The organism is Acidovorax sacchari (genome assembly GCF_042847045.1).
GTDB classification, from domain to species: Bacteria; Pseudomonadota; Gammaproteobacteria; order Burkholderiales; family Burkholderiaceae_C; genus Paracidovorax; species Paracidovorax sacchari.
The window spans coordinates 74712-96396 of the sequence record NZ_AP035783.1; the positions used below are offsets into that span (position 1 = coordinate 74712).

The window sequence follows — 21685 nt, forward strand, 5'->3', positions numbered from 1 at the left end:
TGCTGATGTTTGGCATTGCGGACTACGGCGCATTCGTTGCCGCCATCCTGTTGTTCCTGGCCATTCCCGGCCCCGGCAACCTGGCGCTCGTCACCTCTACCGGCAAGGGCGGCGTGCGCGCCGGGATGGCGGCCACGCTGGGCGTCATCGCGGGCGACCAGGTGCTGCTGTGGATGGCGGTGGCCGGCGTGGCCGCTATGCTCGCGGCGGTGCCGGCGGTTTTCCATGCGGTGCAGTGGCTGGGGGCCGCCTATCTGGCCTGGATGGGCGTGCGCATGCTGCTGGCCCGTCCCGGTTCAGCGCCGGTCATCGCCATCCAGCCCCGGCACTACTTCCGCCAGGCCGCGCTCATCACGCTGCTCAATCCCAAGGCCATCATGTTCTACATGGCGTTCTTTCCGCTGTTCGTCGATCCGGCCCGCCACCGCGGCCTGTTGACCTTCGGCGTGATGGCCGCCACGATCGCGGTGCTCTCGTTGCTCTACGGGCTGGGCGTGGTGCTGCTGACGCACCGCATGGCCGAGCGCATGCGTGCCCGGCCCGCGCTGGGCCGTGCGCTGGAGCGTCTGGCGGGCACGTTCCTGATCGGCTTCGGCATCAAGCTGGCCGTGGCCCGCTGACCTTTCCACCTATTGGCTGCAAGGCCCCATCCCTTCCATTCCCATGGCCAAGATTTTCTGCATTGCCAACCAGAAAGGCGGCGTCGGCAAGACGACCACCTCCGTCAACCTCGCCGCGGGCCTCGCCAAGGTGGGCCAGCGCGTGCTGCTGGTGGACCTCGATCCCCAGGGCAATGCCACCATGGGTTCGGGGGTGGACAAGCGCGCGCTCGAACTCACCATCTACGACGTGCTGCTCGAATCGGCCTCCGTGCAGGAGGCGGCGGTGCTGTCGGAGCAGTGCGGCTACCGCGTGCTGGGCGCGAACCGCGAACTGGCGGGCGCCGAGGTGGAACTGGTGGCCCTGGAGCAGCGCGAGCGGCGTCTCAAGAGCGCACTGGCGGCGGTGGACAAGGATTTCGATTTCATCCTCATCGATTGCCCGCCGAGCCTCTCGATGCTGACGCTCAACGGCCTGTGCTGCGCGCACGGGGTGATCGTGCCGATGCAGTGCGAGTACTTCGCGCTCGAGGGCCTGACCGACCTCGTCAACACCATCAAGCAGGTGCACGCCAACCTGAACAAGGACCTGCAGATCATCGGCCTGCTGCGGGTGATGTTCGATCCGCGCATCACGCTGCAGAGCCAGGTCAGCGAGCAGCTCAAGGACCATTTCGGCGACAAGGTGTTCGACACGGTGATTCCCCGCAACGTGCGCCTGGCCGAGGCGCCGAGCTACGGCCTGCCGGGTGTGGTGTTCGACCCGGGCGCCAAGGGCAGCCAGGCCTTCGTGGACTTCGCGCGCGAGATGGTCAAGCGCGTCAAGCGCATGTGAACGGTTGCTATCAAATGAGTAGCATGAATCCCGACGACGTGCTCATCCTGCCAGGATGGCAGAACTCCGGCCCCGACCACTGGCAGAGCCGCTGGGAGCGCCGCTACGGCTATCGCCGCGTGGAGCAGCACGACTGGATGCGCCCGCTGCGCGGCGATTGGTCGGCGCGGCTGGAGGACGTGGTGGGCGACGCTCCGCGGCCCGTGGTGCTGGTGGCGCACAGCCTGGGCTGCATCCTCACGGCCTGGTGGGCCGCCCACACGCGGCATGCCGGCAAGGTGCGCGGCGCCCTGCTGGTGGGGCCCGGCGACGTGGAGCGGTCCGACATCGCGGCGCTGCTGCCCGGCTGGACGCCCGTCGCGCGCACCGCGCTGCCGTTTCCCGCGGTGCTCGTGGGCAGCCACGACGATCCCTATTGCTCACTGGAGCGCGCCAGGGCGATGGCCTCGGACTGGCATGCGCGCTTCGTGGATGCGGGGGCGCGTGGCCACCTGAATGCCGACTCGGGACTGGGCGACTGGGACGAAGGGCATGCGCTGCTGCATTCCATCGCCACACCCCCCTGACGCCTGGTGCGCATCAACATCTTCCGCTTTCGACATGGCCCACAAAATCGATCTTCTCGCCGAAGCGCGCGCATTGCCTGTCACCTGGCGCTCCCGGGTAGTAGGACGGGCCGCCGATGCGAACTTCAAGATCGTCCGCATGGACGATGCCGCATATCCCGACGAAACCCACGACTTCGATGAAGCCCTCCTGGTGCTGGAGGGGCAGATGAACCTGGACCTGCAGGGCCGCCGCATCGAGGTCGGCGCCGGCGAGGTCTTCATCGTGCCCGCGGGCATTCCCCACGCCGTCGCAGCCGGCAGCCACGGGACCCTCGTCATCATCGACCGCTGATTTCCCGGATCGGCATTCATCCGCATTCACGCATCCAAGAACACATGGCAACCAAGAAACCCAAGGGCCTCGGGCGCGGCCTCGAAGCGCTGCTCGGCCCCAAGGTCGCGGAGGCGGCGCCCGGCGCCGAAGGCGGCGGTTCCAACGCCGCCGCTCCCGGCGCCCCATCCACCCTGGCGCTCGACGACATGGTGCCCGGCATCTACCAACCGCGCACGCGCATGGACGAAGGCGCGCTCTACGAGCTGGCCGAGAGCATCAAGGCCCAGGGCATCATGCAGCCCATCCTGGTGCGCCGGCTGGCGCAGGGCGAGAACGCGGGCCGCTACGAGATCATCGCCGGCGAGCGGCGCTTCCGGGCCGCGCGCATCGCGGGGCTGGCGGAGGTACCGGTGCTGGTGCGCGAGGTGCCGGACGAGTCCGCCGCGGCGATGGCGCTGATCGAGAACATCCAGCGCGAGGACCTGAACCCGCTCGAAGAGGCCCAGGGCCTTGCGCGCCTGGTGAAGGAGTTCGGCCTGACGCACGAGCAGGCCGCGCAGGCCGTGGGGCGCTCGCGCAGCGCCGCGAGCAATCTGCTGCGCCTGCTGAACCTCGCCGAGCCGGTGCAGACCATGCTCATGGCGGGCGATATCGACATGGGCCATGCCCGTGCGCTGCTGTCGCTGGACCGCGCCGCGCAGATCACGGCGGGCAACCAGATCGCGGCGCGCAAGCTGTCGGTGCGCGAGGCCGAAGGGCTGGTGAAGAAGATCGGCGCGGAATTCAGCCTGGCGCCGCAGAAGGCGCGCAAGGAAGGCAAGTCGCGCGACCTCAAGCGGGTGGAGGAAGAGCTCTCCGACCTGCTGATGGCCGAGGTGGAGGTGCGGGTGAAGAAACGCGTGAAGCGCGGCGGCCGTACCGAGGAGGTCGGCGAGCTGGCGATCCAGTTCGGCTCGCTGGAGGCCCTCAATGGCCTCATAGAGCGCCTGCGCGGCGAAAGCTGATCCAGGGTACCCCACAGGCTTTCCGGGCTTTGCAGGGGCGCCTGAAGCCTTCTGCGCTTTTCGGGCGGGGCCACCAGATTCAGGCGTTTCCTGCAACCACGGGTGCGCCCTGGCGCGGTTTACTGCTCTCTACGTTCTCCGGCGCGCTGGGGTGGCCCGTCGCTCCTCGGCCGGCAGGGCGGCGGTGGCGCTGCCCGGGGCGCGGCGCTCCAGCCAGCCGATGGCGGCGAAGCCGCAGGCCACGGCCACCCACAGCGTGGCGAATCGGATGCCCACGGCCGCGAGCGCCGCGGTGCCCAGCGGCACGGCGTGCAGCGCCAGCAGGGCCACGATGGTGGCCTCCGTGGTGCCGATGCCGCCCGGGAGCATCGATGCCGCGCCGGCCAGCATGGCCGTGGGGTAGGTGGACAGCGCCGCGCGCAGCGGCACCGTAATGTCCAGGCCCTGCAGCAGCCAGGCGAACGATGCCGCGGTGATCGTCCAGGCCGCCAGGCCCAGCGCGAACGAGACGGCCAGGTCGCGGGGGGTGAGCCAGAGGCGGCAGCCGGCCAGCCCGAGCGCGAGCATGCGGCCGGTGCGCGCGGTACGGCGCCATCCTGCGGCGCGCGTGCGCGCGGCCAGGCGCCGCAGCCAGCGGGGCCGGGCCGCCACCGCGGCGACCGCACCGATCAGCCCGGCCACGAAGGCCAGCACGATGCCGAACAGGCGGCCGGAGGGCACGGCCAGCGCGGCCAGCAGCGCCACCGTGAGCAGATCGAACGCGCGTTCATAGACGAAGGCCGAGAGGGTGCGGGCTGCCGGCACGCCCCAGCGCGTGAAGTAGCGGGCGCGCACCAGTTCGCCAACCTTGCCCGGCGTGGCGGTGAAGGCGAAACCTGCCAGGTACCCCGCGAACCCCGCTGCGGACGGCACGCGGTGCCCCGCGCGGCGCAGCAGCCAGCGCCAGCGCGCATAGCGCAGCGCATAGGAGGCGAACGCCACGGCCGCCATGCCGGGCATCCACGCCGCCACGCGTGGCAGTTGCGCGAAGACCTGGTTGCGGGCGTCGGCCCAGACCAGGGCCGCCACGTAGGCGGCCGTGCAGGCCAGGGCGGCGGCGACGGCGGTGCGCGGATTCATGGCGCCGGTGTATCAGTCCGGGGCGCCGGACCGGGCCGGCGTTTCGGCGAAGGACCAGCGCTTGTGGCCCAGGTAGCTCGTGAACACCGGCACCACCACGCCCACCGCGTGCGCGATCTCGGGTGCGAAGGCCGTGATGCCGAGCGCGGGCAGTACCCACTTCAGCAGGACCATGCTCACGGCCCAGGTCTGCGCCACGGCCAGCAGGTTCACCAGCACGAAGAACATCGCCGACTTGTGCGTGGACTGCGTGCTCGCCTTGAAGACGAAAGCGCGCGCCAGTACGAAGGCCGTGCACATGCCCACGCAGTAGGCTGCGATCACGGCGGCGGAGAACGGCATCCAGTGGCTGAACGCGATGCGCGAGCCGAAGTTGGCGAGCGCCGCCACCCCGCCCGTCACCAGGAAGGCCAGGAACTGCTTCGAGCGGAAGGCCGCGATCACGGGCGGGAGCCTGTGGCAGCTGCGGCCGCGTCGCGCGCCATGCGGCGGCCGAAGCCGATGCTCTCGGAAATGCCGCGGTCCTCGGGGTAGTAGTACGAGGTGTCGGCCACCCACAGGCCCTGCACGGGCAACTGCACGGGCGGCAGGCTTTCCAGGTAGTTGGGCGGGCAGATCGGCTGCGCGTAGCGGTAGCGGCTCGCGCGCATCGCGAGGAAGTCGCTCTCCTGCAGCGCGGGATTGATGGTGCGCAGGTAGCGCTTCACCTTGTCCAGGAAGGCCTGGTCGGGCTCGGCGTACTTGGGGTGTTCGCCGGGCATGTAGAACGGCACATAGACGATGGATTCCGGCAGCGGGCGCAGGTTGCTGTATTCCACCAGGCCCGGGATGTCCATGTCCGGGTCGTTCACGTTGAGCCAGAAGTTCTCGGTGAGCGGCTTGCGCAGCTTGGCGATCACGCAGACCACGGCGATGTTCTTCAGCGCCGCGAAGCGCGCGAGCACATCCTGCGGCAGGTCCGGCATCAGGCGCGGCACGAAGGGCAGGGGCACGGTGCTCACCACCTTGTCGAAGGCCTCGAAGCCCTGCGCCGTCTCCACGCCCTGCACGCGGCCCGCCTCCATGCGCACCCGGGTGACTGGCGTGGAGAGGCGGATCTCGCCGCCGTGCGCGCGGATGTCCGCGGCCATGCCGTCCAGCAGCGTGGCGGAGCCGCCCTCCAGGTGGCCGAGCTTTTCCTGCATGAGGCTGTAGCGCGAGCGGCCGATGCGGCGGATGCGGCTCCAGATCCAGGCGGCCGAGAGGTTGCCCGTGTGCTCGTAGAACTTGTACTCGAAGAGGCGGCGCCACAGCACCTCGTAGGCCTCCGCGCCCACCCAGCGGCGGATCCAGCCCGTGGCCTCGACGCCGTCGAGCGGCTTCCAGTCGTCGCGCCTGGTGGAGAGGAAGGCATGCAGGCCGTAACGGAACTTCGCCACCAGCCCCAGGCCCTGGAAGCGCAGCAGCGCCACCGGGTTGCCCCAGGCCTGCAGCCGCTTCTGGAACCAGTAGCCCATGCGGGTGGCGCGCCAGCGCATCCTGTCTGCCAGGCCCAGCTCGTCCAGCACCCGCAGGAAGGCGTGGTCCGAGGTGCAGTGGAAGTGGTAGTAGCGCTCGATCGGCATACCGTCGAAATCGAACATCGCGGTCATGCCGCCCACGCGGTCGTCGGCCTCGAACACCACGGGACGGTGGCCGTCGCGCGCGAGCTGGTAGGCCACGGCCAGGCCCATGGGGCCGGCGCCGAGCACGGCGATGCGCTGGCCGGGCGTGGCCGTGGATGCGGCGGCAGAGGAAGCGGCGGTGTTCATCAGAACTCCAGCACCACGCGGCTGTACTCCGGGTGGTGGAAGGTTTCGTGGATGGCCTCGGCGAAGGGCGTGGCGCGCACGCCGAAGATGCCGGGCCAGTCGATCACCTCGAACTCGTCGTGCGCCACGAGGGCCTTGAGCTGGTCGGCGGTGAAGGGCGGGTCGCGGTCGAAGAGCGCCCACACTTTCAGGAGCATGTAGAAGAGCCCGTAGGGGATTTTCACGATGGCGGCCTTCGCGCCCGTGGCGGCCTTGATGGTGCGGATGATGTCGATGTAATCCACCTTCTCCAGCCCCGTGATGTTGAACACGCCGCCCACGCGGCGCTCCTCGATGCAGCGCACGATGATGCGGCAGAAGTCCGCCGCGTAGAGCGGCTGGCGCATGTAGCGGCCGCTGCCGGGAATCGGGAACACCGGCACCTTGCGCATGAAGCGCGAGAGCCAGCCCAGGTGCTTGCGGTCGAACCAGCCGAACATCAGCGTGGGCCGCAGCACCACGCAGGGGATGCCGCTGGCCAGCACCATCTGTTCCTGCGCGCGCTTGGTGTCGGTGTAGTGGTCCTTGGCGACCGACTCCACCACCGAGGAGCTGATGTGCACGGTGTGGGGAATGCGGTGCTGCTGGATGAGCGCCAGGATGCGTTCCGTCGAGGTGAGGTTGTTGCGCACGAACGGCTCGGCCTGCGGCGCGCCGATCTGCGCCTGCAGCATCACCACCGCGTCGGCCCCCTCGAAATGGCGCTCCCAGTCGCCGGGCTCGGCCAGGTTGGCCAGCTCGGCGACGATGTCCGGGTGCATGCGGCGCAGGATCTCCAGGTTGGCGGCATGCTTGTCGAGCACGACGAGGTTGGCATAGCCATGGAGCTTGAGGTGCGCGACGAGGTTCTGGCCGACGAGGCCGGCGCCGCCGGGCAGGACGATCTTGGTGGTGTGCTGCTGCATGGAAGAGGGAGGATGCATCGGGATCGGAAAAGCGTGGAAGGACGGCGCCGCGTCAGGAGGCCGGCACGGGGGGCGTCAGCACCAGTGCGGCCGAGCAGGGCGTACCGGGCGCCTGCAGGGTGACGGCGGGAGGCAGTTGCCCCGATGCCGGCACCTGCAGGTAGGCCGTGAACATGAGATAGCGCCCGAAGGGACCCGGCGCGTGCGCGGGCGGCGTGCGGTTGCGCCAGCGGTCGGGCACGCCGTAGCCGACCACCGTGCCGTCGGCGCCGACCAGGCGCACGGCCTCGAAGGGCTTGCGCTCGGGCTCGGGCAGCAGGCCGCCCTGCACGCGCACGAAGCGGGGCTCGCCGGGCAGGGTCTCCACCTGGTCCACGAAGGCGTGGCAGCGCGGGGGCAGGGCGTCTGCGCGCTCGCCCACCGCGTGGGTGGCCTCCACCATGACGGGGCGGCCGAAGATGCCTGCGCGGACGGCCGTGGCCCCGCGGGCGAGGTGCGCGCCGTAATCGTCGTTCCAGATCAGCATGCCGATGCGCCGCTTGTCGTGCACGCCCATCTGCAGTGCCAGCGCCCCGGTCATGCGCATGTGCTGCTCTTCCTTGCGCTCGGCGTCACGCGTCTGCACTATGAGCATCTGCGCCAGCCATGCGACGAGCAGCACGTACATGGCCACGCGTGCCGCGCCGCGCAGCGCGACCAGGCGCGGTGCGTACAGGATCGCCAGGGTGGCCCACGCCATCACGGTCGGCGTGGTGTAGCGGCTCGACAGCGCGCTTTCGATGCCGAACTGCACGCGCCCGCCACTGGTCGCGAAGGCGAGGCCGCCGATGTAGGCGACGAAGGTCAGCAGGGCCAGGTCCAGCCGGTGCGCGCCGGGATCGCGGAGGACGCGCGGCAGCGGCGCCAGGGAGAGCAGTACGAAAAGCACCCCGAAGGCCTGGCTCAGCGGAGCCCATGACAGGGATTGCTGCTTCAGCACGAAATGCTGGAAGGGGGCACCGAGGTAGGCCAGGGTGTAGGCGAGCATGTCCAGCGGGCGGTCCCGCAGCTTGGAGAACACGCCGCCATGGTCGGAAGGGGAGGTGTAGCCCACCGCATAGGCGCCCGCGCAGATGGCGGTGAGCACTGCCAGGATGAGCGTGCGCCGGCGGCCGAGCCGTGCGACGGCGGCGTAGAGCACCATCATGGGCAGGGCCATGACGCCGTTGGCCATGGTTCCCACGCTGAGCACCCCGATCAGGCAGGCGGCGGGAAACCAGCCGCGCGCCGTCGGCGCGCACGCGGCGCGATAGAGACAGTAGAAGCCCACCAGCGGCAGCACCTGCGCCAGGAAGAACTGGCCCTGGTTGGCCCAGGCCAGGTTTTCCTTCTGGACCCAGGAAAACAGCCATATGGCCAGCAGCGTCACGCCGAAGAACCACGACCTGCCCGACAGGGCGGGCAGGCGGGCCCGCAGGAAGGCTGCGAACACCGCCAGGCCGCAGCCGACGAGCACGTAGTTCATGATGATCAGGAAGACCTGCTGGCCGCCGAACCAGGTGTATTCCATCCAGAACAGTGCCTTGGGAAGCACCAGCCGGTGCTCGTTGGCCTGGCGCCACCAGGCGTCCCAGCCGACGCCGTGGCGCACATCGATATAGAACTCCAGTGCTGCGCCCCACGTGTCCCAGATCGGGACCGGCGTGAAGGTGCGCCAGGCGGATACCGCCGTGGCCAGCGCGTAGATGGCGGCGAAAACCATCAGCAGCCCGAACGGTACGCGCTGCCGCCAGATCTGCCGGGAGGGGGGAGAGGAGAGAAGGGGCTCGTCGTGGGTCATCTGTGGCAATGTCAGATCTTCATGCGGTGGAACACGGCGCGGGGCAGGTGGCGGATCACGAGCATGATGAGCGCCCATTTCGCCGGGGCGTAGACCACCGGGGCGCCGCGCGCCATGCCGCGCACGATGGCACCGGCCACGTCCTCGGGCGTCGCGAGCCGTGCGCCCTGCGCCTTGAGGTGCGCGGTCATCGGCGTGTCCGTGGGCCCGGGCTTGACGAGGGTCACGCGCACGCCGGTGCCGGCCAGGCGGTGCTGCAGGCCCTGGGCGTAGCGCTCCACGAGGCCCTTGGCGGCGCCGTACACGTAGTTCGACTGGCGTCCGCGGTCGCCCGCCACCGATCCGATGATGCCGATGCGGCCGCGTCCCTGCGCCTGCTGCGCGCCCGCGAAGGCCTCGGCCCAGAGCGCGGGGGAGATGCCGTTCACTTCCAGCGCCTGCTGCGCCGCCGCGAGGTCGGATTCGCAGGCCGGCTGGTCGGGCAGGTTGCCGTGCGCGATGAGCACGAGATCGGGCACGCCTCCCGCGCACACGCTGCGCACCGTGTCCGTGATGGCGTCGGGCCGCAGCATGTCGCCTGCGATGGTGTCGATGCGCGTGCCGGGCTGGCGCACCTGCAGGTCCGCCGCGACCGAGGGCAGGCGTGCGGCGTCGCGCCCGATGAGCACCAGCCGGTCCACCGTGCCGGCGGCGAGCCAGAGACGGGCGCAGTGGTGCGCGATGGCCGAGGTGGCGCCCACGATGGCGATGGATCGGAAGGAGGAGGTATCGGACATGGCGGGCGGAGGTGGCGGCAGCGGAAGCGGCGCAAACGGTGAACAGGAAAAGACAACGGGGCGCAGTGGCGGGCCGGCGCGTCAGTCGCCGAACAGCCGCAGCGACATCGCGGAGCGGATGCGGGGATCGCGGTAGGGCAGGAACTCCGACAGGCGCGGGTAGCCCGATTCGAACAGCGCGCGGGGCATGCGGGCGTCCTTCGCGGGATACAGCCGGCCGCCGGCCGCGGCCACCACGGTATCGAGCCGCTCGAAGAGGCGCAGCGTGGACTCGCCCAGGTTCGGGAAATCGAGCGCCAGAGTCACGCCGGGCATCGGGAAACTCAAAAGGCCCGGCGGCGTGCGCTGCCCGAAGGTCTTGAGCACCCCGAGGAACGATCCCTGGCCCGACGCGGAGATCTCTCCGAGCAGCGCGGCCACCGCACCTTCGCCGCCCTCGCGGGGCACGGCGCACTGGTACTGGTGGAAGCCGCGGCGGCCGTAGATGCGGTTCCATTCCAGCAGGTTGTCCAGCGGATAGAAGAACGGCTCGTAGTGCTGCAGGCGCCGCCCCGCACGCCGCGCATGCAGGTGGTAGTAGGCGGTATTGAACGGCCGCAGGCTGAGGCGGTTGACCAGCGAGAACGGCGGCGCGAACGGCACGGTGCGCTTGCCGCCGCCGGGCGGGCGCGGCGGCGACGCCACCGGGCCGGGCACGTGGTTGCCGCGCATGAAGATGCCGCGCGCATCGGCGCCTGAGAGGCAGTCGATCCACGAGACGGTGTATTCCCAATCGGCTTCCGAGGCATCCGAGAGCGCGAAGAATTCCCGCAGGCTCGCGTAGGGCAAGGTTTCGGTGTCGAGCCACGGGCCGGCCACGCGTCGCAGCCGCAGGGTGGCCTGTGTGACGACACCCGTCAGGCCTAGCCCACCGACGGTGGCGGCGAACCAGCCGGGTTGCAGGTCGGGCCCGCAGTGCAGGCGCTGACCGTCGGTGCGCAGCAGCTGCAGGGCCACCACGTGGTCGCCGAAGCTGCCATGCACGTGGTGGTTCTTGCCGTGCACGTCGTTGGCGATCGCGCCGCCCACGGTGGCGAACTGCGTTCCGGGCGTCACGGGCAGCATCCATCCGCGCGGCACGAACGTGCGCTGGATGTCGCGCAGCAGCACGCCGGCCTCGCAGGTGAGCTCGCCCGTGGACTCGTCCCAGGCGATGAAACGGTCGAGCCCACGCGTGGACCAGAGAGCGCCGCCAGGGTTCAGGCAGACGTCGCCATAACTGCGGCCCATGCCGTGCGCCAGGCCGTGCTGCCCCTCCGCCAGCGGCAGGCGGGCGGGGGGATGGTCCGCGAGCGCATGCAGCGCGTGCTCCGCCGCCTGCAACCGCCCCCAGGAATGCACCGCTACCACGGCCACCCCAGGGCCGCCGCGACCAGGGCCAGCACGAACACCGCACCCGCCACGATGCTGGCGCGGTCCTTGAACGCGAAGACGAGCGGATCGTCGTGCATCTCGCCGCGAGCCGCGCGCAGCCACATCCAGCTCACCCAGAAGGCCAGCACCGGCACGGTGGCCCAGACCAGACCGGGTGCGCGATACATGGTCATCACCGCATCGCTGTTGAGGTAGAGGGCGAGCACCACCACGGAGGTATAGCCTGCCGCCACGCCCAGGCTCTGCACGATGGGCGCATCCGAGGTGAGATAGCCGCGGCCGTGGGCCTGCGTCTTGCCCGCCGCCTGTTGCACCAGCAGTTCCGCATAGCGCTTCACGAAGGCCAGCGACAGGAACAGGAAGCCCGAGCAGGCAATCAGCCAGAACGACAGCGGCTGCGCGATGGCCGCCGCGCCCGCCACCAGGCGCAGCGTGTAGAGCACGGCGAGCGCCACGCAGTCCACCAGCACCCAGCGCTTGAGCGCCAATGAATAGGCCCAGGTGGTCGCGAAATACACCAGCAGCCACGCGAGGAAAGCCGGCGCGGTGGCCCAGGCCAGCGCGAGGCTCGAGCCCGCCAGCACCGGCACCAGCGCCACCCCCTTCCACGCAGGGAGGGTGCCGGCGGCGAACGGCCGCAGCCGCTTGCGCGGGTGCTGGCGGTCGCTCTCCAGGTCCAGCAGGTCGTTGGCGAGGTAGACGGAAGAGGCGCACAGCCCGAACGCCAGGAAGGCCATGAGCAGTTGCGTCCAGGCGGCGCCGTCGCTCAGGCGGTGCGCCGCCATGAGCGGCACGAACAGCAGCAGGTTCTTCATCCACTGGTGCAGGCGCAGCGCCTTGCGCCACACGGAGAGGCCGGCCGAGGCGGGGGGAAAGCTGCGCTGCACGTTGCCCTGCGCCTCGGCCCGCCGCGCCACGGAGGCGGACGCATTGACCACGATGGCCGCGCGCGCGGCGCGCCAGACGGGCAGGTCGGCGCGCGAATTGCCCGCGTAGTCGAAGCCGCGCTCGCCGAAGGCCCGCACCAGCGCATCGGCCTTCGCCGGGCCGGCGAGGTTGGTGGCGCCGTCGCTCGCCATCACCGCGTCGAAACAGCCCAGGTGCGCGGCGATCGCATCGGCCAGCGCCTGGTCGGACGCCGTGCACAGCACGACGCGCCGCCCGGTGGCGCGCTGCTCGCGCAGCCAGGTAACGAGCGGCTGGTTGTAGGGCAGATGGGCGACCGGAACCTCCACCTGCTGCGCGATGCGGCGCTTGAGGGCCGCCTTGCCGCCTGCCAGCCACACCGGCAGCGCCAGCGCCTTCCAGGGCGCGTCGCGCACCAGCTGCAGGGAGCTTTCGTGCAGCATGTCGGTGAGCAGCAGCGTGCCGTCGAGGTCCACCACCAGGGGCAGGGCGTCGGCGGAAAGCGATGGATGGGTGGACGGACGCACGAAAAGCCCCTGGACGGTACGGAAAGCCCGGAAACAATCCGGGGCCGGACGCCCTGGATCAATGGCAAATGCAAAAAATGGAACGGGAGATTGTAGGAGGGCCCCGGTGGCAGGACGTGCCCGGCCCGCAGGGCTCTCTACACTGCGCGGCAGGCGGGCCGTTCCGCGATCCCTTTTGCGTTCCACGACGAGATGCGTTCCATGCCGATACCGCTGCCCTGGCCCCTTCCCGCCCTCCTGGCCTGGGGTGGTGCCTGGCTCGCCTTCGCGCTGCTGCGCGGCGTGCCCGGCATCCCCTGGTGGGGCGCCTGGCTCGCGGGCTGCGGCGTTGGCGTGCTCGCCAGCCTCTGGGGCTCCACGCGCTGGCGGCAGGGCTTCATCGCGGCCGGCTTCCCCCTGTCCTTCCTGGCGGCCGGTGCCGCGCAGGTGCCCGCCTGGGCCTGGCTCGCACCCCTGGGCGTGCTGCTGCTGGTCTATCCGCTCAACGCCTGGCGCGACGCGCCGCTGTTTCCCACCCCGCAGCGCGCGCTCGACGGCCTTCCGGATGCCGCACCCCTGGAGCCCGGCGCCGCCGTGCTCGATGCGGGTTGCGGCCTGGGCCACGGCCTGCGCGCGCTGCGCCGCGCCTATCCCGCCGCGCGGCTGGAGGGGCTGGAGTGGAGCTGGCCGCTGCGCTGCCTGTGCGCGCTGCGCTGCCCTTGGGCGCGGGTGCGCCGCGGCGACATCTGGCGCGCGCCCTGGGGCGGCTACCGGATGGTGTATCTGTTCCAGCGGCCGGAGAGCATGTCGCGCGCGGCCGCCAAGGCCCGCGCCGAGATGGCGGCGGACGCCTGGCTGGTCAGCCTCGCCTTCGAGGTGCCGGGGGCCGCGCCCGAGGCCGTGCTGCGGCCCGCGGACGGCCACCCGGTCTGGATCTACCAGGTGGGGCGCCTGCCCGCGCCGTCTGGGCGCGCGCAGACCCCGGCGCTATGATTCGGCGCCGCCGCGCGACGGCTTCACTCCACTGCCGAGCACGGCCCGATTACTCCCGGACGCGGCCCTTCCATTCCCCTGTGTTTATCCCGAAAGGAATTTCTCCCATGCTCCAGAAGACCTTCACCCTGCTGGCGGTGGCCGGCGCCGCGGCGCTGCTGTCGGGTTGCGAGACCACGAACATGCGCATGGGCAGCGCCGAGTCCAAGACGGTGGCGACGGGCGCGGCGGCGGGGGAGTCGTCGGCGAACGCGAACACGCAGCTGGAGCGCTGCTCCTCGCCGCTGGGCACGGTGTCTCTGGTGGAGAACCAGGACGCTGGCTGGTACACGATCCTGCGCAATGAATACCGCCTGCCGCCCACGTCGAACCTGCTGCGCCTGCTGATCCAGCAGTCGAACTGCTTCGTGGTGGTGGAGCGCAGCATGGCCGGCATGGGCGCGATGAACCGCGAGCGCGCCCTGATGCAGTCGGGCGAAATGCGCGGCGGCAGCAACTTCGGACAGGGCCAGATGGTGGCCTCGGACTACGGCATGTCGCCGGAGATCATCTTCTCCAACAGCGACGCGGGCGGCATCGGCGGCGCGCTGGGTGCGCTCATCGGCGGCGGCAGCGGCCGGGCGATCGGCGCGCTGGGCGGCTCGCTCAAGACGCGCGAGGCGAGCGCGATGCTGACGCTGGTGGACAACCGCTCGGGCGTGCAGGTGTCGGTGTCGGAAGGCAGTGCGTCCAAGAGCGATTTCGCGGGCTTCGGCAGCCTGTTCGGCGGCTCCGCCGGGGGCAACCTGGGCGGCTACCAGAACACCTCGCAGGGCAAGGTGCTGACGGCGGCGTTCATGGATGCGTACAACCAGATGGTCGTGGCACTGCGCAACTACAAGGCGCAGAAGGTGCAGGGCCAGGGCCTGGGCGGCGGTGGCCGGCTGGGCGTGGACGGAGGCGCGGCCCCGTCGCAGACGAAGGCCGGTGCGTCGATGTCGGTGCGTGAAGCCCAGGCGCGCCTGAATGCGCTGGGCTACGACGTGGGCACGCCGGACGGCGGCATGGGCCCGAAGACGACGAACGGGCTGCGGGCCTTCCAGAAGGACAAGGGCCTGCCGGTGACGGGCCGCCTGGACTCGGCCACTACCGACGCGCTCTCGCGCTGACGCAGCTTCGGGGCGGCCGGCACACGCTCCCTGGAGTGCGCCGGCCTTGTGGCCTTTCGATCAGCGAGCCACTTTCACCTTGGCGGCCGACTGCTGGACCGTGTGGGAGTAGTAGGCCCAGATGTAGGCGCCTCCGGCACCCTCGTTGAGGTCGGGGCCGACATGCGTCCACCCCGGGATCTGTGGCGGCGTGGATTCGTTGAGGGCGAGGAACATCAGGTTCGTGATCGGGGCCGCGCCGCCGCGCTTCCAGTACATGTAGATGTATTTGCCCCCCGCACCCTCGTTGAGGTCCACAGGAGACCATTCCCAGCCGGGGATGGAGTTCTGCTGGGCGCTGTCGTAGGCTTCGAAGCGCACATCGGTGATGGGGTTGGCGGTGCCCCGCTGGTAACCCACGTAGATGTACTTGCCGCCGGCGCCCTGGTTCAGGTCCGTGGCATAGAAGTCCCAGCCCTGCTGGTACAGCGGGCCTGCGTTGTTGTCGGATTGGACGGTCAGATTGGTCAGTGCCATTTTTGGGTTCGCTGGTTGGTTGGCTTTCGGAACACCGATGGAATCGGCGTCCCCCCTCCCTCAGAGACTGAGGAGCCCTCATTCTTCCGTTTCGTGCCGGCAGGCGGAATGAATGTTTCCTGAAAATTCCTGAACAGTTCCTGGCCAGGATGCGCAGCCGGGTGCAGGATCAGTTCCCTCCGATCGGCGCGACCGTGTTCCAGAGTGCGGAGCAGTTCGCGCCCTGGTCGATCGTGGATGCGCTGACACTGCTCTCGCCAGCGGTGTTCCATTGCGCCAGTGGCGACGACAGGCCGGCATAGGGCGCCCAGCGCGTCGGCAGGCTGCCGGACGCGGCCCAGGGAGCCGGGTTGGACGGGTTGTTCACGAAGCTCGCCCAGGCGGCCGCCATGGTCTGCGCCAGTGCCATGTCCGCGGCGGGGGCTGGGTTGACCAGTTGCCCGACGGTGTTGAACACATACGGTATTTCGTTGGCATGGCAGACGTTGCCGGCATCCGGCTGGCAGGCCGGGACAGGCGTGCGCTCCGGGCCTGTCCTGTACAGGTTGAAGATCGGCGCCTGCGCGAACAGGTAGCCGAAGGCCGGCAGCGCGGGGCTGGCCTTGGCGTTGGCAGCGGCTCCGCGGCCGGCCATGGCGAGATTGCCGCAGCGGAAGGCGAAGTCGTTGATGATGTTCGACATCGTCACGGCCGAGCCATTGGCCATGTAGCTGGGGGCCGAGGCGGCGGGGGCCTTGTAGGGCGATGTGCCTTGCACCGTGTAGCCGGTGATGGCCTTGGCGCTGTCGCGGCCCCAGACCCAGGGGACGACGATGTTGTTGACCGCGATGGGGCTGAGTTTGTCCTGCAGCTTCAAATAGGCCATGTCGGCGAAGACGGCCCCCTCGTCCCGGTTGATGCCGAAGACGAACGGCTTCGCAGGCATGGGTCCGGTGGATGTGGTCGCATAGCCGGCCAGGGGTTGCCCGGCGATGACCGTGCCGTCCAGCGTGGGCGACCAGGGCAGGCCGTCGTGGACCTGCGGGGCGGCCTCGCCCAGCAGGGCGACCAGGGGCGGCACCGAAGTCTGCATCCTGGCCGTGGCGCCGGCCTTGTCCTCCGATGGCGGCGCTTTCATTGACTGGGTATCGATAATCTCCCGGAACGTGGCATTTTTCAGGATGGGTTCGCGTTGCAGGCAATCTTTCATGTGCAGGCAGAGCGATACACGGAAGAGGTCGCCCAGCTCGTGGGCCTTGGCCGGTGTGCGGTACACGGACCCGACCGGATTGCTCTCCATGATCGCAGCCTGGAAGAGCTTCGCGCTGTCCGGGGCGGCGAACAGGTGCAGCCCGGTGGACATCGCACCTGCGCTCTCGCCCGCGACGGTGACGCGCGCCGGGTCGCCGCCGAATGCGCGGATGTACTGCTGCACCCATTGCAGTGCCTGCTGCTGGTCGAGGATGCCGAAATTGCCTTTGAGCGTGCCGCTCGGATCGACGCTCTTCTCGACATGGCCGAGCGCCAGGAACCCCAGCGCGCCCAGGCGGTAGTTGATGGTCACCACCACCATGTTGCCCGTGGCGGCGAGATAGGAGCCGTCGAAGATGTTGCCATGGGAGGTCGGCTGGTAGCCGCTGCCTTCCACGAACGCGCCGCCGTGGATGAAGAACAGCACCGGCAGCGGCCGGGACGCCCCGAGGGCCGACTGCGGGGTGAAGACGTTCAGGTAGAGACAGTCTTCGCTCTGGTTGGGGAAGACGGTGCTGTTGGGCTGCGGGCAGAAGGCGCCGGGCGCCGTCTGCGGCACGTTGCTGCCGGTGGGGGCATGCATCTGCGGCGGCTGGAACCGGCCCGCCTTGGCGTACTTGATGCCCAGGTAGGTGTTCACCGCCACGGGCGATCCGCCCGCGGGCGTGACGGATGCCTGGCTCCCGCACGCGGACGCGCCGTTGCTGAAGGTGGCGGTGGTGCCGCTGGCGCAGGCAGGCGCCGGTGCGGCGCCTGCCTGGTGGTCCGTGCGGTGCGTGCTGCAGCCGGTGCCGGCCAGCACGGCGGCGGCGGAAAGCGCCAGCCAGGCGCCTCGGATGGTGTGCGGATGTCGCATGTCGGGTTCCCTCTCTCCAAGTGTTGTGGCCGGGTGGCCGTTGCATTCGGCGCGAGCGCCCTGTCCATTCTTGGTGCGAATCCCGGCCGGCCCGGGGGCGGACACCTGAATCGTTCTGAAACGTCCTGAGCGGGCCGTGCCGGCGCGCTCCCCCTATACTTCCGCCCGTTGGTGCTCGCGCGGCCGTTTCCGGCCGCGCAGTTAAACGGGAACCAGGAAGGGCCGCTCCGCCATGGACGACGGCCCCGGCCTGGGCTGCCCCCGCAACGGTCAGCGATGGAAGGCGCATGGGCTCAGGCCAGGCGCCTTCGGCCCCTGGAACGACGTCCACTGGAATGCCTTGCGCGGCATCCGGGAAGGGCCCGGGGAGCCCGGTACGAACTGCCGCGCCGCCAGCCCGGATACCGGCCGACAGGGGAGCGCGCGCTTTTTGCGTGCATGCTCCATTTCACGGACCCTGCGGGGAGGCAGGGTGCGGGCGCGCCTGCCGCGGCGGGCGCATCTTTGTTCGTCGCTTCCCATGCCAGATTCTTCGGCGCAGGCCAACGGGGCCTGCGACAACGCTGTCCCGGGACCGGGCACCGTCTGGTTCGTCGGTGCCGGCCCCGGCGATCCGGACCTCATCACCGTCAAGGGCCGTTCCCTGGTCGAACGCGCAGGTGCCATCCTGTTCGCCGGCTCGCTCGTGGACGAAACCGCCACGCGCTGGGCGCCTCCAGGCTGCACCATCGCCGACAGCAAATCCATGACGCTGGAGCAGATGGCCGCGTGGCTCGTGCTGCAGGCGCAGAAGCACCGCACCGTGGTGCGCCTGCAGACGGGCGATCCGGCACTGTACGGCGCGCTGGTCGAACTCGTGCAGCCGCTCGATGCCGCGGGCGTTCCGGTGCGCGTGGTACCGGGGGTGTCCTCGGCCATGGCCTCGGCCGCAGCCGCGGTCGAGAGCTTCACGCTGCCCGAGGTCACGCAGACCGTGGTGTTCACGCGCGTGGAGGGCCGCACGCCCATGCCGCCCGGCGAATCGCTCGCCGAGCTGGCGCGGCACCGTTGCACGCTCTGCATCTTCCTGTCGATCACCCTGCTGCACAAGGTGCAGGCCGGCCTGCGCGAAGCCGGCTGGCCCGACGACGCGCCGCTGCTCGTGGTCCACAAGGCCTCCTGGCCAGGCGAGGAGCGCATCGTGCGCTGCACGGTGGCGGACGTGCGCGAGCGCTGCCGCGAGGCCCAGGTGGTGAGCCAGGCCATGATCATCGCCAGCCCCACGCTGGGCGCGCGCCACTGGCCCGAACTCGCCAAGTCCAAGCTCTACGACCCGGGCTTCACCCACCGCTTCCGCCGCGCGAGCGATGCGCCGCACGGCGCGGAGGCCTCCAGCTCCCCGACGGACACCCTCACGGATACCCCACGATGACGCACCTGCACGCTCCGCATGCCCACGGGCACTCCCACGAACACGGCCACGGTCATGGCGTCGATCCACATCGTGGCCCCGCCGCCGGCACCGCTCCCGCACTCGCGCAGGCCGGAACCACCGTGCTGCTGGTCGGCCACGGCTCGCGCGAGCCCGAGGGCAACGACGAGATCCACGCCTTCGTGCGCCAGTGGCGCGCGCGCCAGCCCGGCTGGCGCATCGAGGTCTGCTTCATCGAGTTCGCGCCGCCCGGCCTGCACGACGGCCTGCTGATGGCCGCCCGGGGCAGCCGCCGCGTGCTGGTGCTGCCGCTCATCCTAAACGCGGCCGGCCACGTGAAGATGGAGATCCCCGAAGCCATCGAGCATGCGCGCGAGCACTGCCCGGGCGTGGAATTTCTCTACGGCCCGCACCTCACGGCCTGCGAGCCCATCCTCGCCATCATGCAGCGCCAACTGCGCCGCTGCATGCAGGCGCTGGACATGCCCGACCCCACCACCACCGGCGTGGTGCTGCTGGGCCGGGGCTCGTCCGACCGGCAGGCCAACGGCGACGTCGCCAAGATGGCGCGCTGGCTGCAGGAAGACAGCCACCACGAGCTGGTCGAGATCGCCTTCACCGGCATCACCTGGCCGCGCCTGGAGCGCGTGGTGCAGCGCCAGGCGCTGCTGGGCATGAAGCAGATCGTGGTACTGCCGTACTACCTCTACACCGGCACGCTGATGCAGCGCATCGGCCGGCAGGTGGAGCACCTGCGCGTGCAGTACCCGCAGCTGCGCTTCGCGCAGTCGGCCCACTTCGGCATGGAGACCGAGATCTTCGAGCTGCTGGAGCAGCGCGTGGCCGACCTGCAGGCCGGCCTGCCCGACAGCCGCCTGCCCTGCGACGGCTGCAAGTACCGCGAGATCGCGCACGACCTGGGGCACGGCCATAGCCACGAGCACACGCATGCCCATGCGTCCGTAGCCCCCGCCGCCGCAGGCGCCGAACATGCGCACGCGCATGCCCATGGGCACTCGCACGGCCACGATCACGATCACGATCACGATCACGACCACCACGGCCACGCCGCGCCCCAGCCGGCCGGAGCCGCCGCATGAGCACGGTCAACACCGTCACCGAACAGCTCACGCGCGCCGGCCAGGCCATCGAGCACGACAGCTTCGCGATCATCGACGCCGAGGCCGGCCCGCACCCCTACACGGCGCAGCAGTGGCCCATCGTGCGCCGCATGATCCACGCCAACGCCGACTTCGAATTCAACGGCCTGACCGACTTCCACCCCGAGGCGGTGGAGGCCGGCATCGCGGCGATGCTGCGCGGCGGCGCGCCCGTGGTGGCCGACGTGGAGATGATCTGCTCGGGCCTCTCGCAGCCGCGCCTGGCGCACTTCGGCATGCGCACGCACCAGTTCATCAGCGACGCCGACGTGATCGCCCGGGCCCAGGCCGAGGACACCACGCGCGCCGTGCAAGCCATGCGCAAGGCGCACCGGCAGGGGCTGCTGCAGGGCGCCGTCGTGGGCATCGGCAACGCGCCCACCGCGCTCATCGAACTCGTGCGCCTGATCCGCGAGGAGGGCGTGCGCCCGGCCCTCGTGGTCGGCATGCCGGTGGGCTTCGTTTCCGCCGCCGAATCCAAGGACCTGATGGCCGGCGTGGCCGAGGTGCCCTGGATCGTGATCCGCGGCCGCAAGGGCGGCTCCACGCTGGTGGTGGCCGCGCTGCACGCGCTGCTGGCGCTGGCCGAGGCACGGCAAAAGCAAACGGCACCGCAGCCCCAAGGCGCCGCCGGAGGCTGAACCCGCCATGATGGAGAAAACCGTCCGCCGCGGCACGCGCACCGGCTTCACCACCGGGGCCTGCTCCGCCGCCGCCGCGCGCGCCGCCGTGCTGGGCCTGGTGGGCGGTGCCGTGCCCGAGGCGGTGGACTGCCTGCTGCCCAACGGCGACGTGGTGCGTTTCGCGGTGAACGACGGAAGCTGCGAGAGCGGCCGGAACGCGCACGCCATGGTCATCAAGGACGCGGGCGACGACCCCGACTGCACCGACAAGGCCCACCTCACGGCCGACGTGCGCGTGCTGCCCGGCCGCGCGGGCGAGGTGGTGCTGTGCGGCGGTTTCGGCGTGGGGACGGTCACCATGGCCGGCCTGGGCCTGGAAGTGGGCGGTCCGGCCATCAACCCCGTGCCCCGCCGCAACATCGAGGAGAACGTGCGCGCCGTGGGCGGCCCGCTGCTCGCGAACGCGGGGCTCGAAGTGACCATCTCCGTGCCCCAGGGCGAGGAGATGGCCAAGAAGACGCTGAATGCGCGCCTCGGCATCCTGGGCGGCATCTCCATCCTCGGCACCACCGGCATCGTCAAGCCCTATTCCACCTCGGCCTACCGCGCCAGCGTGGTCCAGGGCGTGCAGGTGGCGGCCACGCTGGGCCACGGCGTGGTGGTGCTCACCACGGGCGGGCGCACCGAGCAGTTCGCCATGAAGGAGCGGCCCGAGCTGCCCGCCGCCTGCTTCGTGCAGATGGGCGATTTCCTGCGCTATGCGCTCGACGAAGCCGTGGCGCAGGGCCTGCGCGAAGTCGTCATCGGCGGCATGGTGGGCAAGCTCACGAAGATCGCCCAGGGCGAGACCATCACCCACGCCAACCGCGCCGAGGTCGATACGCAGCTGCTGGCCGAACTCGCCGCCCGCGTGGGCGCGCTGCCCGAGGTCTGCGCCGAGATCGCCGCCGCCGAAACCGCGCGCTTCGGCGCCGAGCGCATGCAGGCCCTGGGCCTGGGCGAGCCCTTCCACCATGCCCTCGCCCAGGCCGTGGTGCAGACGCTCACGGCGCCCGACCGCTACGGCGACCGCTTCCATCTCACCGTGCTGGTCTGCGATTTCGACGGCAGCAAGATCACCGAGGCCGCCTCCGGGCCGGCCGCAACCGCCTGACC

The 21685-nt window shown here is 70.4% G+C and carries 21 protein-coding genes and 1 riboswitch; of the genes, 11 read left to right on the forward strand and 10 right to left on the reverse strand.

Annotated features, from left to right (window positions below):
• Positions 1-5 precede the first annotated feature (5 nt).
• From ACGHC0_RS00315 to ACGHC0_RS00335, 5 genes are read left to right on the forward strand one after another with little or no spacing between them, the layout of a single operon-like run.
• Entirely contained in the window at positions 6-620 is a 615-nt protein-coding gene (locus ACGHC0_RS00315) for a LysE family transporter (RefSeq protein ID WP_368353494.1), read from the forward strand.
• A gap of 43 nt (positions 621-663) precedes the next feature.
• A complete protein-coding gene (locus ACGHC0_RS00320) occupies positions 664-1434 on the forward strand; it encodes a ParA family protein (RefSeq protein ID WP_368353495.1) in 771 nt (256 codons plus the stop codon).
• Between the two features lie 23 nt (positions 1435-1457).
• Positions 1458-2000 carry an RBBP9/YdeN family alpha/beta hydrolase gene (locus ACGHC0_RS00325; protein WP_415267097.1) on the forward strand — a complete coding sequence of 181 codons (543 nt, stop codon included), beginning with the start codon at positions 1458-1460 and terminating at the stop codon, positions 1998-2000.
• Between the two features lie 34 nt (positions 2001-2034).
• Positions 2035-2334 (forward strand): cupin domain-containing protein, encoded by a 300-nt coding sequence (locus ACGHC0_RS00330; RefSeq protein WP_415267098.1) that lies wholly within the window; start codon positions 2035-2037, stop codon positions 2332-2334.
• A 44-nt stretch (positions 2335-2378) separates the two neighbouring features.
• Positions 2379-3320 carry a ParB/RepB/Spo0J family partition protein gene (locus ACGHC0_RS00335; RefSeq protein ID WP_026432738.1) on the forward strand — a complete coding sequence of 314 codons (942 nt, stop codon included), beginning with the start codon at positions 2379-2381 and terminating at the stop codon, positions 3318-3320.
• 129 nt (positions 3321-3449) lie between these two features.
• Here ACGHC0_RS00335 and ACGHC0_RS00340 read toward each other — a convergent pair whose 3' ends face one another.
• The 8 genes from ACGHC0_RS00340 to ACGHC0_RS00375 all read right to left on the reverse strand — a co-directional run bounded on the left by ACGHC0_RS00340 (position 3450) and on the right by ACGHC0_RS00375 (position 12614).
• Positions 3450-4439, reverse strand: a complete 990-nt coding sequence (locus ACGHC0_RS00340) for a lysylphosphatidylglycerol synthase transmembrane domain-containing protein (RefSeq protein WP_415267099.1) — start codon at positions 4437-4439, stop codon at positions 3450-3452.
• Between the two features lie 12 nt (positions 4440-4451).
• Positions 4452-4883: a GtrA family protein gene (locus ACGHC0_RS00345; RefSeq protein ID WP_368353498.1), complete on the reverse strand. Its 432-nt coding sequence runs from the start codon at positions 4881-4883 to the stop codon at positions 4452-4454.
• Entirely contained in the window at positions 4880-6229 is a 1350-nt protein-coding gene (locus ACGHC0_RS00350) for an NAD(P)/FAD-dependent oxidoreductase (protein ID WP_415267100.1), read from the reverse strand. Before ACGHC0_RS00350 ends, ACGHC0_RS00345 begins: the two co-directional genes overlap by 4 nt.
• Positions 6229-7173: an NAD-dependent epimerase/dehydratase family protein gene (locus tag ACGHC0_RS00355; protein ID WP_415267101.1), complete on the reverse strand. Its 945-nt coding sequence runs from the start codon at positions 7171-7173 to the stop codon at positions 6229-6231. The genes ACGHC0_RS00350 and ACGHC0_RS00355 overlap by 1 nt, the downstream gene beginning before the upstream one ends.
• A 52-nt stretch (positions 7174-7225) precedes the next feature.
• On the reverse strand, positions 7226-8992 hold the full coding sequence (locus ACGHC0_RS00360) for a hypothetical protein (RefSeq protein ID WP_415267102.1): 1767 nt from the start codon (positions 8990-8992) through the stop codon (positions 7226-7228).
• Positions 8993-9003: 11 nt separating this feature from the next.
• Positions 9004-9768 (reverse strand): SDR family NAD(P)-dependent oxidoreductase, encoded by a 765-nt coding sequence (locus ACGHC0_RS00365; protein WP_415267103.1) that lies wholly within the window; start codon positions 9766-9768, stop codon positions 9004-9006.
• Positions 9769-9849: 81 nt separating this feature from the next.
• Positions 9850-11157, reverse strand: coding sequence for an FAD-dependent oxidoreductase (locus tag ACGHC0_RS00370; RefSeq protein ID WP_415268462.1), 1308 nt, complete (start codon positions 11155-11157; stop codon positions 9850-9852).
• Positions 11151-12614, reverse strand: a complete 1464-nt coding sequence (locus tag ACGHC0_RS00375; protein WP_415267104.1) for a UbiA family prenyltransferase — start codon at positions 12612-12614, stop codon at positions 11151-11153. Before ACGHC0_RS00375 ends, ACGHC0_RS00370 begins: the two co-directional genes overlap by 7 nt.
• Before the next feature lie 201 nt (positions 12615-12815).
• On the opposite strand from ACGHC0_RS00375, the gene ACGHC0_RS00380 reads away from it, so the two are divergent.
• A complete protein-coding gene (locus ACGHC0_RS00380; RefSeq protein ID WP_415267105.1) occupies positions 12816-13586 on the forward strand; it encodes a class I SAM-dependent methyltransferase in 771 nt (256 codons plus the stop codon).
• A gap of 107 nt (positions 13587-13693) precedes the next feature.
• Positions 13694-14734 (forward strand): peptidoglycan-binding protein, encoded by a 1041-nt coding sequence (locus tag ACGHC0_RS00385; protein WP_415267106.1) that lies wholly within the window; start codon positions 13694-13696, stop codon positions 14732-14734.
• A gap of 60 nt (positions 14735-14794) precedes the next feature.
• On the opposite strand, the gene ACGHC0_RS00390 is transcribed toward ACGHC0_RS00385, so the two are convergent.
• A complete protein-coding gene (locus ACGHC0_RS00390) occupies positions 14795-15250 on the reverse strand; it encodes a hypothetical protein (protein WP_051647393.1) in 456 nt (151 codons plus the stop codon).
• A gap of 169 nt (positions 15251-15419) precedes the next feature.
• Positions 15420-17336: a carboxylesterase family protein gene (locus ACGHC0_RS00395; RefSeq protein ID WP_415267107.1), complete on the reverse strand. Its 1917-nt coding sequence runs from the start codon at positions 17334-17336 to the stop codon at positions 15420-15422.
• 152 nt (positions 17337-17488) lie between these two features.
• Positions 17489-17764, forward strand: a riboswitch (cobalamin riboswitch).
• A gap of 92 nt (positions 17765-17856) precedes the next feature.
• On the opposite strand from ACGHC0_RS00395, the gene cobM reads away from it, so the two are divergent.
• Genes cobM through ACGHC0_RS00415 form a run of 4 tightly spaced genes read left to right on the forward strand, consistent with a single transcriptional unit; the run spans position 17857 to position 21683 of the window.
• Complete coding sequence (gene cobM / locus ACGHC0_RS00400; protein WP_368353508.1) at positions 17857-18747, forward strand: precorrin-4 C(11)-methyltransferase; 891 nt, start codon at positions 17857-17859, stop codon at positions 18745-18747.
• Positions 18744-19847: a sirohydrochlorin chelatase gene (locus tag ACGHC0_RS00405; RefSeq protein WP_415267108.1), complete on the forward strand. Its 1104-nt coding sequence runs from the start codon at positions 18744-18746 to the stop codon at positions 19845-19847. The genes cobM and ACGHC0_RS00405 overlap by 4 nt, the downstream gene beginning before the upstream one ends.
• Complete coding sequence (locus ACGHC0_RS00410) at positions 19844-20548, forward strand: precorrin-8X methylmutase (protein WP_415267109.1); 705 nt, start codon at positions 19844-19846, stop codon at positions 20546-20548. Before ACGHC0_RS00405 ends, ACGHC0_RS00410 begins: the two co-directional genes overlap by 4 nt.
• A 7-nt stretch (positions 20549-20555) precedes the next feature.
• Entirely contained in the window at positions 20556-21683 is a 1128-nt protein-coding gene (locus ACGHC0_RS00415) for a cobalt-precorrin-5B (C(1))-methyltransferase (protein ID WP_415267110.1), read from the forward strand.
• Positions 21684-21685: the final 2 nt, after the last annotated feature.